General features: G+C 73.1%; 13 protein-coding genes. 12 read left to right on the forward strand and 1 reads right to left on the reverse strand.

Annotated elements, in window-relative coordinates:
* Positions 1 to 24: 24 nt before the first annotated feature.
* A complete protein-coding gene (locus tag ABT014_RS11930; protein ID WP_350638550.1) occupies positions 25 to 2,067 on the reverse strand; it encodes an elongation factor G-like protein EF-G2 in 2,043 nt (680 codons plus the stop codon).
* 247 nt (positions 2,068 to 2,314) lie between these two features.
* Here ABT014_RS11930 and pgsA point away from each other — a divergent pair, with 247 nt between their 5' ends.
* The 12 genes from pgsA (at position 2,315) to yajC (ending at position 11,781) form a co-directional block, all read left to right on the forward strand.
* Positions 2,315 to 2,980, forward strand: a complete 666-nt coding sequence (gene pgsA / locus ABT014_RS11935) for a phosphatidylinositol phosphate synthase (RefSeq protein WP_350638551.1) — start codon at positions 2,315 to 2,317, stop codon at positions 2,978 to 2,980.
* A complete protein-coding gene (locus tag ABT014_RS11940; protein WP_350638552.1) occupies positions 2,977 to 3,891 on the forward strand; it encodes a phosphatidylinositol mannoside acyltransferase in 915 nt (304 codons plus the stop codon). The genes pgsA and ABT014_RS11940 overlap by 4 nt, the downstream gene beginning before the upstream one ends.
* Positions 3,888 to 5,069 carry a glycosyltransferase family 4 protein gene (locus ABT014_RS11945; RefSeq protein ID WP_350638553.1) on the forward strand — a complete coding sequence of 394 codons (1,182 nt, stop codon included), beginning with the start codon at positions 3,888 to 3,890 and terminating at the stop codon, positions 5,067 to 5,069. Before ABT014_RS11940 ends, ABT014_RS11945 begins: the two co-directional genes overlap by 4 nt.
* Positions 5,070 to 5,142: 73 nt before the next feature.
* Positions 5,143 to 5,505, forward strand: a complete 363-nt coding sequence (locus ABT014_RS11950; RefSeq protein WP_350638554.1) for an isomerase — start codon at positions 5,143 to 5,145, stop codon at positions 5,503 to 5,505.
* 11 nt (positions 5,506 to 5,516) lie between these two features.
* The gene (locus ABT014_RS11955; RefSeq protein ID WP_350638555.1) at positions 5,517 to 6,062 is read left to right on the forward strand and encodes a hypothetical protein; all 546 of its coding nucleotides are present in this window, start codon (positions 5,517 to 5,519) and stop codon (positions 6,060 to 6,062) included.
* A gap of 130 nt (positions 6,063 to 6,192) precedes the next feature.
* Entirely contained in the window at positions 6,193 to 7,104 is a 912-nt protein-coding gene (pdxS, locus tag ABT014_RS11960) for a pyridoxal 5'-phosphate synthase lyase subunit PdxS (protein WP_350638556.1), read from the forward strand.
* Positions 7,105 to 7,196: 92 nt separating this feature from the next.
* Complete coding sequence (gene pdxT, locus ABT014_RS11965; RefSeq protein WP_350638557.1) at positions 7,197 to 7,823, forward strand: pyridoxal 5'-phosphate synthase glutaminase subunit PdxT; 627 nt, start codon at positions 7,197 to 7,199, stop codon at positions 7,821 to 7,823.
* Between the two features lie 78 nt (positions 7,824 to 7,901).
* Positions 7,902 to 8,660 carry a YebC/PmpR family DNA-binding transcriptional regulator gene (locus ABT014_RS11970; RefSeq protein ID WP_350638558.1) on the forward strand — a complete coding sequence of 253 codons (759 nt, stop codon included), beginning with the start codon at positions 7,902 to 7,904 and terminating at the stop codon, positions 8,658 to 8,660.
* A gap of 117 nt (positions 8,661 to 8,777) precedes the next feature.
* Positions 8,778 to 9,362, forward strand: coding sequence for a crossover junction endodeoxyribonuclease RuvC (gene ruvC, locus ABT014_RS11975; protein ID WP_350638559.1), 585 nt, complete (start codon positions 8,778 to 8,780; stop codon positions 9,360 to 9,362).
* Positions 9,359 to 9,970: a Holliday junction branch migration protein RuvA gene (gene ruvA, locus ABT014_RS11980; protein WP_350638560.1), complete on the forward strand. Its 612-nt coding sequence runs from the start codon at positions 9,359 to 9,361 to the stop codon at positions 9,968 to 9,970. Before ruvC ends, ruvA begins: the two co-directional genes overlap by 4 nt.
* A 65-nt stretch (positions 9,971 to 10,035) precedes the next feature.
* Complete coding sequence (ruvB, locus tag ABT014_RS11985) at positions 10,036 to 11,151, forward strand: Holliday junction branch migration DNA helicase RuvB (RefSeq protein WP_350638561.1); 1,116 nt, start codon at positions 10,036 to 10,038, stop codon at positions 11,149 to 11,151.
* A 201-nt stretch (positions 11,152 to 11,352) separates the two neighbouring features.
* On the forward strand, positions 11,353 to 11,781 hold the full coding sequence (gene yajC / locus ABT014_RS11990; RefSeq protein ID WP_350638562.1) for a preprotein translocase subunit YajC: 429 nt from the start codon (positions 11,353 to 11,355) through the stop codon (positions 11,779 to 11,781).
* Positions 11,782 to 11,888 lie beyond the last annotated feature (107 nt).

Below are 11,888 nucleotides of genomic sequence, written 5' to 3' on the forward strand. Positions count from 1 at the left end.
CTAGGGCAGCCGGGCCGGGTCGGCTCAGGAGGCGTGTTCGTAGCGGGCGGCGACGGTGCCGGGCATCGGGGCGTGCCGCAGGTAGCTGCGGGAGAAGCTGCCGGTGCCGTGCGAGAGGGAGCGCAGTTCGACCGGGTAGAGGGTGAGTTCGATCTCGGGGACCTCGGCGCGGACCAGGCTGAGGCCGGGCCCGCCGGGTTCGGTGCCGAGCACGTGGCCGCGCCGGGCGGACAGGTCGCTGAGCACGGCGCCCTGGTACTCGTCGGGCAGCAGCACCCTGACCTCGTCGACGGGTTCGAGCAGTTGGACCTTGGCGTGCCCGGCGGCCTCCTTGAGGGCGAGCGCGGCCGCGGTCTGGAAGGCCGCGTCGGAGGAGTCGACCGAGTGCGCCTTGCCGTCGGTGAGGGTGACCCGGATGTCGGTGACCGGGTAGCCCGCGAGGACGCCGTGGGCGAGCTGGGCGCGGACGCCCTTCTCCACCGAGGGGATGAAGTTGCGCGGGACGGAGCCGCCGACCACGTGGTCGACGAACTCGAAGCCGCCGCCGGGCAGCGGCTCGACGGTGAGGTCGCAGATCGCGTACTGGCCGTGGCCGCCGGACTGCTTGACGTGCCGGCCGTGGCCCTCGGCGCGGCTGCCGAAGGTCTCGCGCAGGGCGACCCGGAACGGCACGGTGTCCACGTGCACGCCGTAGCGGGTGCGCAGCCGGTCCAGGGTGACCGCCTGGTGGGCCTCGCCGGTGCACCAGAGCACGAGTTGGTGGGTGTCGGGGTTCTGCTCGACGTGCAGCGCCGGGTCCTGGGCGGCGAGCCGGGCCAGGCTCTGCGAGAGCCGGTCCTCGTCGGCCTTGCTGTGGGCCTCGACGGCGACCGGGAGCAGGGCCTCGGGCACCGGCCAGGGCGGCAGGGTGTCCGGGCCGGTGGTGAGGGTGTCGCCGGTGCGGGCGGCGGTGAGCTTGGCGAGGCAGACCAGGTCGCCGGCGACGGCGTGCGCCACCGGGCGCTGCTGGCGGCCGAAGGGGCAGCTGAGCGCGGTGACCCGTTCGTCGTCGTGGCCGGGGAGGTGGACGGCGGTGTCGGGGCGCAGGGTACCGGCGAAGATCCGGGTGAGGCTGAGCCGGCCGACGTACGGGTCCTCGCCGGTGTGGACGATCTGGGCGGCGAGCGGGGCGTCGGGGTCGCAGGGCGGGAGTTCGTCGGCGCGGTCGAGCGGGGAGGGGAAGGCGTCGGCGATCAGGTCGAGCAGTTCGGTGACGCCGGGGGCCGGGCCGCCGGGGTCGGTCGGCGGGGCGGTGGCGAGGACGGGATGCAGGGTGTCCTGGCGCAGTTCGCGGCGCAGGGCGGCGGTGAGGGCGGCGGTGTCGAGTTCCTCGCCGGCCAGGTAGGCCTCCAGAAGTTCGTCGTCCTCACCCGCGATGGCCTCGGCCAGCCGGGCGCGTTCCTCGGTGAGGTCGCCGGTGTCGCCGTTGTCGCCGGTGCGGGCGCCGGTGAGCAGGTCGACGGAGCCGGTGAGGTGGCCGTCGGTGAGGGTGTGGTGGTGCAGCGGCAGGAGGGTGTCGGCGCGGCCGTCGGCGAGGGTCCGCCGGAGCTCGTCGAGGGTTTCGTCGAGCCGGATCCGGGCGGCGTTGAGGTGGGTGAGGACCACGGCCCGGGGCATCGAGACGGCCGCGCACTCGCGCCACAGGGCGAGGACGGCGGGGCCGACGGGTTCGGTGGCGGAGATCACGAACAGGGCTGCCTCGGCGGCCCGCAGGCCGGCCCGGAGCTCGCCGGCGAAGTCCACGTAGCCGGGCGCGTCCAGCAGGTTGATCTTGGTGTCGCGCCAGGAGAGCGGCAGCAGCGACAGCTGGACGGAGCGCTGCTGCTGGTGCTCGATCTCCTCGTGGTCGCTCACGGTGGTGCCGTCGGGGACGGTACCGGCCCTGGTCAGGGCGCCGGCGGCGAGGGCGAGCGATTCGGCGAGGGTGGTCTTGCCGGCACCGCTGGCGCCCACCAGTACGACGTTGCGCAGCTGGTCGGGTCGCTCGACGGTGGGGGCCGGGCTGTGGGTGACTGTACGGTCCGCCATGGCTGTGCGACCTCCGTGCGCCCCGCTGGTCCGTTACTGTCGGGGACGGTCCGATCACGTCCCGTTGGTGCCGAACTGCCCTGGGCGGTGGTCAGTTGGCCTGAATGCCCGCTCGCGGGCGTGGGGCGACGGAGCGCGCGAGCAGCGTGGATACCATTGTCCGGCCGGGTGGGACGATCCGCTCGGCCGCCCGGTGCCGGCAGCGGTCCGGAGCGGAATCCCGAGAATCGGAGCGGTCCGGAAGGCCATGCTCAACAAATACGCGCGTGCCTTCTTCACACGTGTCCTGACGCCGTTCGCCGCCCTGCTGCTCCGCTGGGGGGTGAGCCCGGACGCGGTGACGCTGATCGGTACCGCCGGGTCGGTGGCGGGGGCGCTGGTGTTCTTCCCCCGGGGCGAGTTCTTCTGGGGCACCATCACCATCACCCTGTTCATCTTCTCCGACCTGGTCGACGGCAACATGGCCCGCCAGGCGGGGCGTTCCAGCAAGTGGGGCGCGTTCCTGGACTCCACGCTGGACCGGGTCGCGGACGCGGCGATCTTCGGCGGCCTGGCGATGTGGTACGCCGGGAAGGGCGACAACAACCTGCTGTGCGTGGTGGCGATGTTCTGCCTGGCGAGCGGCCAGGTGGTCTCGTACACCAAGGCGCGCGGCGAGAGCCTCGGCTTCCCGGTGGACGTGTCGGGGCTGGTGGAGCGGGCCGAGCGGCTGGTGATCACTCTGGTCGCGGCGGGCGTGGCCGGTCTGCACACCTTCGGCCTGCCGTACGTGGAGTGGCTGCTGCCGTTCGCGCTGTGGGTGGTGGCGGCCGGCAGCCTGGTGACGATGCTCCAGCGCATTCTGACGGTGCGCCGCGAGTCGATCGAGATGGAGCGGGCGGCGGCGCCGGCCGCCGCCGAGGGGGCGGAGTGAAGGACCGGCTGGTGGACGCGGCCTACGCGCTGGGCTGGGCCGCGGTGAAGCGGCTGCCCGAGCCGGCCGCCCGGGCGCTGTTCGACCGGATCGCGGACGTGGCCTGGCGCAAGCAGGGCAAGGGCGTGCGCCAGTTGGAGAAGAACCTGGCCCGGGTGCACCCGGAGGCGGACGCGGCGCGGCTGCGCGAGCTGTCCCGGGCGGGGATGCGCTCGTACCTGCGGTACTGGATGGAGTCCTTCCGGCTGCCGGCCTGGAGCCTGGCGCGGATCGCCGACGCCATAACGGTCAAGAACATCGAGGCGCTGGACGAGGCGATGGCGTCCGGCCGCGGGGCCGTTCTCGCGCTGCCGCACATGGCCAACTGGGACCTGGCCGGGGCGTGGATCGCCTCGGCCGGCGGGTACCCGTTCACCACCGTCGCCGAGCGGCTGAAGCCGGAGTCGCTGTTCGACCGCTTCGTGGCCTACCGCGAGGGGCTGGGCATGGAGGTGCTGGCGCTGACCGGCAGCGACGTGTCGGTGATCGGCACGCTGGCCCGGCGGCTGCGCAAGGGCGGGTTGGTCTGCCTGGTGGGCGACCGCGACCTGTCGGCGGCGGGGATCCCGGTGGACTTCCTCGGCGAGCCGACCCGGATGCCGGCCGGCCCGGCGGCGCTGGCCCAGCAGACCGGTGCGGCGCTGTTCCCGGTGACGCTCTGGTACGACGGCCCGATGCTGCGCGCGGAGGTCCACCCGGAGGTGCCGGTGCCGGCCGGGGGCGACCGGCGCGAGCGCACCACGGCGATGGTGCAGTCGCTGGCCGACGTGTGGGCCGAGGGGATCCGCGAGCACGCGGTGGACTGGCACATGCTGCAGAAGCTGTGGCTGGCGGACCTGGACGGGACGCGGCCGGCGAAGGGGGAGCAGTGAAGATCGGCATCGTCTGCCCGTACGACTGGGACGTGCCCGGCGGGGTGCAGTTCCACATCCGCGACCTGGCGGAGCACCTGATCGGGCTCGGGCACCGGGTGTCGGTGCTGGCGCCGGCGGAGGACGACGAGGCGCTGCCGCCGTACGTCGTGTCGGCCGGGCGGGCGGTCGCGGTGCCGTACAACGGCTCGGTGGCCCGGCTGAGCTTCGGCATCCTGTCGGCGGCCCGGGTGCGGCGGTGGCTGCACGACGGGCGGTTCGACATCCTGCACGTGCACGAGCCGAACTCGCCGAGCCTGTCGATGCTGGCCGCCTGGTCGGCCTCCGGTCCGATGGTCGGGACCTTCCACACCTCCAACCCGCGCTCCCGGGCGATGATCGCGGCCTCGCCGATCCTCCAGCCGGGGCTGGAGAAGATGAGCGCCCGGATCGCGGTCAGCGAGTACGCCCGGCGGACCCTGGTGGAGCACCTGGGCGGTGACGCGGTGGTCATCCCGAACGGCGTGGACGTGCGGTTCTTCGCGGACGCCGAGCCGGATCCGCGCTGGCAGGGTTCGGCGGTGGACGGCGGCGCGGGCACGATCGGCTTCATCGGCCGGATCAACGAGCCGCGCAAGGGCCTGCCGACGCTGCTGGCGGCGTTCCCGCGGATCCTCGCCGAGCGCCCGGGGGTGCGGCTGCTGGTGGCCGGCAAGGGCGACGAGGAGGAGGCCGTGGCGGGCCTGGCCCCCGAGGTGCGGGCCCAGGTCGAGTTCCTCGGCATGGTCACGGACGCGGACAAGGCCCGGCTGCTGCGCAGCGTGGACCTGTACGTGGCGCCGAACACCGGCGGGGAGAGCTTCGGGATCATCCTGGTCGAGGCGATGTCGGCCGGTGCCCCGGTGCTGGCCAGCGATCTGGACGCGTTCCGGCAGGTGCTGGACGGCGGCGGCGCCGGGGAGCTGTTCCCGGTGGAGGACGCCGACGCGCTGGCCGGTGCGGCGGTGAAGCTGCTGGGCAACCCGCAGCGGCTGGCGGAGCTGCGCGACGCGGCCTCGCGGCACGTGCGGCGGTTCGACTGGGACACCGTCGGGGCGGAGATCCTCTCGGTGTACGAGACGGTGACGGACGGGATGCCGCCGGTCGCCGAGGACGAGCGGTCCGGCTGGCGCGAGCGGTTCGGGCTGGCCCGGGACTGAGACCCGGGACCGAGCCCCGGGGCGGGTGCGCGAAGATGGGGTCTTCGTCGTCCGTGCCCAGGGGAGGGCTCCCGTGCCGCAGATCATCGTCGAACACCCGGACCGGGTGCGGCTGGACCGGCGGGCCTTCGCCGCCGAGCTGCATCCGCTCCTCGCCGCGACCGTCGACGCCGACGTCCCGTCGTGCAAGACCCGCTTCCGCCGGGTCGAGGAGAGCTACGTCGGGGACGGCGACCCGTCCCGCGAGCTGCTGCTGCTGGAGATCCGGCTGCTGGACGGCCGCACCACCGAGCAGAAGGCCGCGCTGTCCGAGGCGCTGCTGGCCCTGCTGGAGCGGCACGCGGTGCCGGCCGAAGGTGTGGAACTGCACCTGGCCGTCGACGTGGTGGAGATGGACCGGCGGACCTACCGGAAGTCGGTTTCGGCGGCGGGGTAGCGTAACGCCCCGTGACTACCTGGATCTGGGCCGCCGCGGCGGTCGTGCTGTTCGCCGTCTACCTGAGCTGGACGGCCGGGCGCCTGGACCGGCTGCACGCGCGGATCGACGCGGCGAAGGCCTCGCTGGACGCGCAGCTGGTCCGGCGCGCCTCGGTGGCGATGGAGCTGGCCACCTCCTCGCTGCTCGACCCGGCGGCCTCGATCCTGCTGTACGAGGCCTCGCACGCGGCCCGGCAGAGCGAGGACGAGCACCGCGAGGTGGCCGAGAGCGAGCTGAGCCTGGCGCTGCGCGCGGTCCTCGCGGAGCCGGAGCAGGTCCGGGCGCTGCTGGCGGCGCCGGGCGGCGCGGAGGCGGTGAAGGACCTGACGGCGGCGGTGCGCCGGGTGCCGATGGCGCGCCGGTTCCACAACGACGCGGTGCGGGCGGCCCGAGCCGTACGCGAGCACCGGCTGGTTCGCTACTTCCGGCTGGCCGGACGGGCGCCCTTCCCGCTGGCCTTCGAGATGGACGATGAGCCGCCGGTGGCCCTGACTCCGGAGGGTGCTCCCGCGTAGCGGCGCTCCCCGGATCCAGCCTGTTTGTCGTATGCGGATCGCGGCGATGGACTGGATGGCGCATGGGTCACGGGCTCTTCGGGCCTACGATAGGGCGATAGCACTGGTTCATCTTCGAGTGAGGTCTCACGTGTCCACCACCCCCATCACCGCAGACCAGCCGCAGATCGGCACCGCCCGCGTCAAGCGCGGCATGGCCGAGCAGCTCAAGGGCGGTGTGATCATGGACGTGGTCAACGCCGAGCAGGCGAAGATCGCCGAGGACGCCGGTGCGGTGGCCGTCATGGCGCTGGAGCGGGTCCCCGCGGACATCCGCAAGGACGGCGGCGTGGCCCGGATGTCCGACCCGAACATGATCGAGGAGATCATCGCCGCGGTCTCCATCCCGGTCATGGCGAAGTCCCGGATCGGCCACTTCGTCGAGGCCCAGGTCCTCCAGTCGCTGGGCGTCGACTACATCGACGAGTCCGAGGTGCTGACCCCGGCCGACGAGGTCAACCACTCCGACAAGTTCGCCTTCACCACGCCGTTCGTCTGCGGCGCCACCAACCTGGGCGAGGCGCTGCGCCGGATCGCCGAGGGCGCGGCCATGATCCGCTCCAAGGGCGAGGCCGGCACCGGCAACGTGGTCGAGGCCGTCCGCCACCTGCGCCAGATCAAGAACGAGATCGCCAAGCTGCGCGGCTTCGACAACAACGAGCTGTACGCCGCCGCCAAGGAGCTGCGCGCCCCGTACGAGCTGGTCAAGGAGGTCGCCGAGCTCGGCAAGCTCCCGGTGGTGCTGTTCTCCGCCGGTGGTGTGGCCACCCCGGCCGACGCCGCGCTGATGCGCCAGCTCGGTGCCGAGGGCGTCTTCGTCGGCTCCGGCATCTTCAAGTCGGGCGACCCGGCCAAGCGCGCCGCCGCGATCGTCAAGGCCACCACCTTCTACGACGACCCGAAGATCATCGCGGACGCCTCCCGCAACCTGGGCGAGGCCATGGTCGGCATCAACTGCGACACCCTGCCGGAGACCGAGCGCTACGCCAACCGCGGCTGGTAACCCGCCCGCAGCACGCTCGACGGCCCGCCGCGGCTCCATTGCGCGGCGGGCCGCGCCACGTACCCAGACCGCAATCCCAAGGGGTAACAACCGTGTCCTCCAACAACCCCGTGATCGGCGTCCTCGCCCTGCAGGGCGACGTCCGCGAGCACCTGATCGCGCTCGCCGCCGCCGACGCCCTCGCCCGCCCGGTGCGCCGGGCCGAGGAGCTGGCCGAGGTCGACGCGCTGGTGATCCCCGGCGGCGAGTCCACGACCATGTCCAAGCTGGCGATCCTGTTCGGCGTGATGGACCCGCTGCGCGAGCGGGTGGCCGCCGGGATGCCGGTCTACGGCACCTGCGCCGGCATGATCATGCTGGCGGACAAGATCCTCGACGGCCGGGACGACCAGGAGACCGTCGGCGGCATCGACATGACCGTGCGCCGCAACGCCTTCGGCCGGCAGAACGAGTCCTTCGAGTCCGCGATCCCGTTCCAGGGTCTGGGCGGCGAGCCGGTCAACGGCGTGTTCATCCGCGCCCCCTGGGTGGAGTCGGTGGGCCAGGGCGTCCAGGTGCTGGCCGAGGTGCCGGCCGCCGACGGGCCCGACAGCCGGATCGTCGCGGTGCGCCAGGGCAACCTGCTGGCCACCTCGTTCCACCCCGAGCTGACCGGTGACCACCGGGTGCACGCCTACTTCGTGACCATGGTCGAGAGCGCTCTGGACGGCTCGCGCTGACCGTGTGCGAGGTGCCGGTGACGACACCGGTAGGATCTCCTCTGTTCATTTCCATCTGGCGACGTAAAGGAGCTGGCGATGTCCGGCCACTCTAAGTGGGCTACCACCAAGCACAAGAAGGCCGTGATCGACGCCAAGCGCGGCAAGCTCTTCGCCAAGATGATCAAGAACATCGAGGTGGCGGCCCGCACCGGCGGCGGCGACCCGGCGGGCAACCCGACGCTGTACGACGCCATCCAGAAGGCGAAGAAGAGCTCCGTCCCGATCGACAACATCAACCGCGCCGTCAAGCGCGGCTCGGGCGCCGAGGCCGGCGGGGCCGACTACTCGACGATCATGTACGAGGGCTACGGCCCCAACGGCGTCGCGGTGCTCATCGAGTGCCTCACCGACAACCGCAACCGCGCCGCCTCCGACGTCCGGGTCGCGATGACCCGCAACGGCGGCAACATGGCCGACCCGGGCTCGGTGTCCTACCTGTTCAACCGCAAGGGCGTCATCATCGTCCCGAAGGCGGACGGCGTGGACGAGGACAAGGTCTTCGAGGTCGTGCTGGACGCCGGCGCCGAGGAGGTCAACGACCTGGGCGACACCTTCGAGGTGATCTCCGAGGCCACCGACATGGTCGCGGTCCGCACCGCGCTGGTGGACGCCGGGATCGACTACGACTCGGCCGACGCCAACTTCGTCCCCAGCATGCAGGTCGAGCTGGACGTCGACGGCGCCCGCAAGATCTTCAAGCTGATCGACGCCCTGGAGGACAGCGACGACGTGCAGAACGTCTTCGCCAACTTCGACATCAGCGACGAGGTCGGGGCCGAGCTCGACGCCGAGTAGGCACCCCCTCGCACACCGGCCCGGCCGTCCGCCTCGGACCGCCGGGCCGGTGTCGTCGGTCCGGCTGTCGGAGGCGACCGGTAGCCTTCCCGAGTCGGACGAGAGGCGGGGCTGGCAGTGCGGGTGCTGGGTGTGGACCCTGGGTTGACCAGGTGCGGCGTCGGAGTGGTGGACGGTACGCCCGGCCGGCCGCTGACCATGGTCGGGGTCGGCGTCGTGCGCACCCCCGCGGACGCCGAGATCGGGCCGCGGCTGCTGCTGGTCGAGCAGGGCATCGAGCAGTGGCTGGACGAGCACCGGCCCGACCTGGTCGCGGTCGAGCGGGTCTTCGCCCAGCACAACGTCCGTACCGTGATGGGCACCGCGCAGGCCAGCGCGGTCGCGATGCTCTGCGCCACCCGGCGCGGCATCCCGGTCACCCTGCACACCCCGAGCGAGGTCAAGGCGGCCGTCACCGGCTCCGGCCGGGCGGACAAGGCCCAGGTCACCGCGATGGTCACCCGGCTGCTGCGGCTGGACGCCCCACCGAAACCGGCCGACGCGGCCGACGCGCTGGCACTGGCCATCTGTCACATCTGGCGCGGCGGCGCCACCAACCGGCTCACCGCCGCGATCGCCCGGGCCGCCGAGGCCGCCCCCGCGGCCCGCACCACGGCCTCCCGCACCACCCGTCCCACCGTCCGTCAGGAGTACCGCCGATGATCGCGTTCGTCCAGGGCCCGGTCGCGGCCGTCGCCGCCACCACCGCCGTCGTCGAGGTGGGCGGCGTCGGGATGGCCGTCCAGTGCACCCCGGCCACGCTGGCCCGGCTGCGGCTCGGCGAGAGCGTCCGGCTGGCCACCTCACTGGTGGTCAGGGAGGACTCGCTCACCCTGTACGGCTTCGCGGACGACGACGAGCGGGCCACCTTCGAGGTCCTCCAGGCCGCCCCCGGTGTCGGCCCCCGGCTGGCGCAGGCCATGCTCGGGGTGCACAGCCCGGAGGCGCTGCGGGTGGCGATCGCCGGCGGCGACGAGCGGGCGCTGATCGCGGTGCCCGGCATCGGCAAGGCCAAGGCGGCCAAGCTGCTGCTGGAGTACAAGGACAAGCTGGGCGCCCCGCACGGCACCGTGCCGGCGCAGAAGCCGATCGCCGCCGGGCCCGCCCCCTGGCACGAGCAGCTGCACGCCGCGCTGGTCGGCCTCGGCTACGCCCCGCGCGAGGCGGACGACGCGGTCGCCGCGGTCGCCCCCGAGGCCGAGGCGCAGGCCGTGCCGGACGTCGGGGTCCTGCTGAAGGCCGCCCTGCGCGGGCTGAACCGCACCCGCTGACACCCCGTTCCGTCGCCTCAGCCATCTGACGACCTGTTCCCTTGTCGACATTGGAGCCCGCCCCGATGAGCCCGTACGACCCCGACCCCACCGACCTCCCGGGCGCCGACCGGCTGGTGCGGGCGGCCGCCGACGGCGAGGACCAGGCGGTCGAGGCGGCGCTGCGTCCCAAGGCGCTGGACGAGTTCATCGGCCAGGAGCGGGTGCGCGAGCAGCTCTCCCTGGTGCTCCAGGCGGCCCGCCGGCGCGGCAGCGCGCCCGACCACGTCCTGCTCTCCGGCCCGCCCGGCCTCGGCAAGACCACCCTGTCGATGATCATCGCGGCCGAGCTGAACGCCCCGATCCGGATCACCTCCGGCCCGGCCATCCAGCACGCGGGCGACCTCGCCGCGATCCTCTCCTCGCTCACCGAGGGCGAGGTGCTCTTCCTGGACGAGATCCACCGGATGTCCCGGCCCGCCGAGGAGATGCTCTACCTGGCGATGGAGGACTTCCGGGTCGACGTGATCATCGGCAAGGGCCCGGGCGCCACCGCGATCCCGCTGGAGCTGCCGCCGTTCACCCTGGTCGGCGCGACCACCCGGGCCGGCCTGCTGCCGCCGCCGCTGCGCGACCGGTTCGGCTTCACCGGGCACATGGAGTTCTACACCCCGGCCGAGCTGGAGCGGGTGGTGCACCGCTCGGCCGCCCTGCTGGACGTGGAGATCGACCCGGCCGGCGCCGCCGAGATCGCCGGCCGCTCCCGGGGCACGCCCCGGATCGCCAACCGGCTGCTGCGCCGGGTCCGGGACTTCGCCCAGGTCAGGCATGACGGCATGATCACCCAGGAGATCGCCGGCCGGGCCCTGGAGGTCTACGAGGTGGACGCCCGCGGGCTCGACCGGCTGGACCGCGCGGTGCTGGACGCGCTGCTGCGGCTGTTCGGCGGCGGCCCGGTGGGCCTGTCCACCCTGGCGGTCGCGGTGGGGGAGGAGGCCGAGACCGTCGAGGAGGTCGCCGAGCCCTTCCTGGTCCGTGAGGGCCTGCTCGCCCGCACCCCGCGGGGCCGGGTCGCCACCGCCGCGGCCTGGCAGCACCTGGGCCTGACCCCGCCGCTCCAGCAGCCCCGACCGGTGCCGTCCGCCCAGCCGGGCCTGTGGGGCGCGGCGGGCGAGGGGGCCGACGGGAAGCGGACGGTCTGAGCGGGCGCCGCGATCGGGGCGTGAGCGAACCGGACGGAATCCGTGCAGGCTGAGGGTCGCCACTTTCGGCGGCATGATGCGATGCTTGGCGTTGTCCGATCAGTGCGGGTCGCCTAGACTCCGCCGGACCGCCCCTCTCGCCCGATGGGCCGACGCATACCATGGGCCGCCCCGGCAGGTGGCCTGTTAAGGACCCTGGCTGTGAACCTGATCATCCTCCTCCTCCCGCTCGTGGCGATCTTCCTGCTGTTCCGCTCGCAGAAGAAGCGCCAGTCGCAGCAGCAGTCCATGCAGCAGGCTCTCGAGCCGGGCGCGGGCGTGCGGACCATCGGCGGCCTCTACGCGCTGGTGAAGTCGGTCAACGAGGAGACCATCGAGCTGGAGATCGCGCCGGGTGTGGTCACCCACTTCACCAAGGGCGCCGTCGCGGCGGTGCTGGACCCGCTGGAGTACGACGCGATCATCAACGGCCGTCCGGTCGAGGACGAGGCCGCGGAGCTCGCCGAGGTCGAGGCCGCCGAGCACGCGGACGACGCGGACGAGCCGGCCGCCGAGGACCGGCCGCTCAGCCTGGACAAGGACAAGTCGGGCAACGGCAGCGCCGACGGTGGGGCCCCCGAGAGCAAGTAGTACGGTCGGGCCTGCCCGACCGAGCGGCAGCCCGCCGCTAGCCAACAGGACCTCAGGGCCGTCCCGCGCCGGTGTCCCCCGTCCCGCCACAAGCCGGACCGGGGGCG

Source organism: Kitasatospora sp. NPDC094015 (genome assembly GCF_040304075.1).
In the GTDB taxonomy this organism is placed as follows: Bacteria; Actinomycetota; Actinomycetes; order Streptomycetales; family Streptomycetaceae; genus Kitasatospora.

Bases quoted from the DNA above. Each gene is read 5' to 3' on its own strand.
- ABT014_RS11970 (WP_350638558.1), top strand. From the start codon at position 7,902: ATGTCCGGCCACTCTAAGTGGGCTACCACCAAGCACAAGAAGGCCGTG.
- ABT014_RS11930 (WP_350638550.1), bottom strand. From the start codon at position 2,067: ATGGCGGACCGTACAGTCACCCACAGCCCGGCCCCCACCGTCGAGCGA.
- pgsA (WP_350638551.1), top strand. From the start codon at position 2,315: ATGCTCAACAAATACGCGCGTGCCTTCTTCACACGTGTCCTGACGCCG.
- ruvA (WP_350638560.1), top strand. From the start codon at position 9,359: ATGATCGCGTTCGTCCAGGGCCCGGTCGCGGCCGTCGCCGCCACCACC.
- ruvB (WP_350638561.1), top strand. From the start codon at position 10,036: ATGAGCCCGTACGACCCCGACCCCACCGACCTCCCGGGCGCCGACCGG.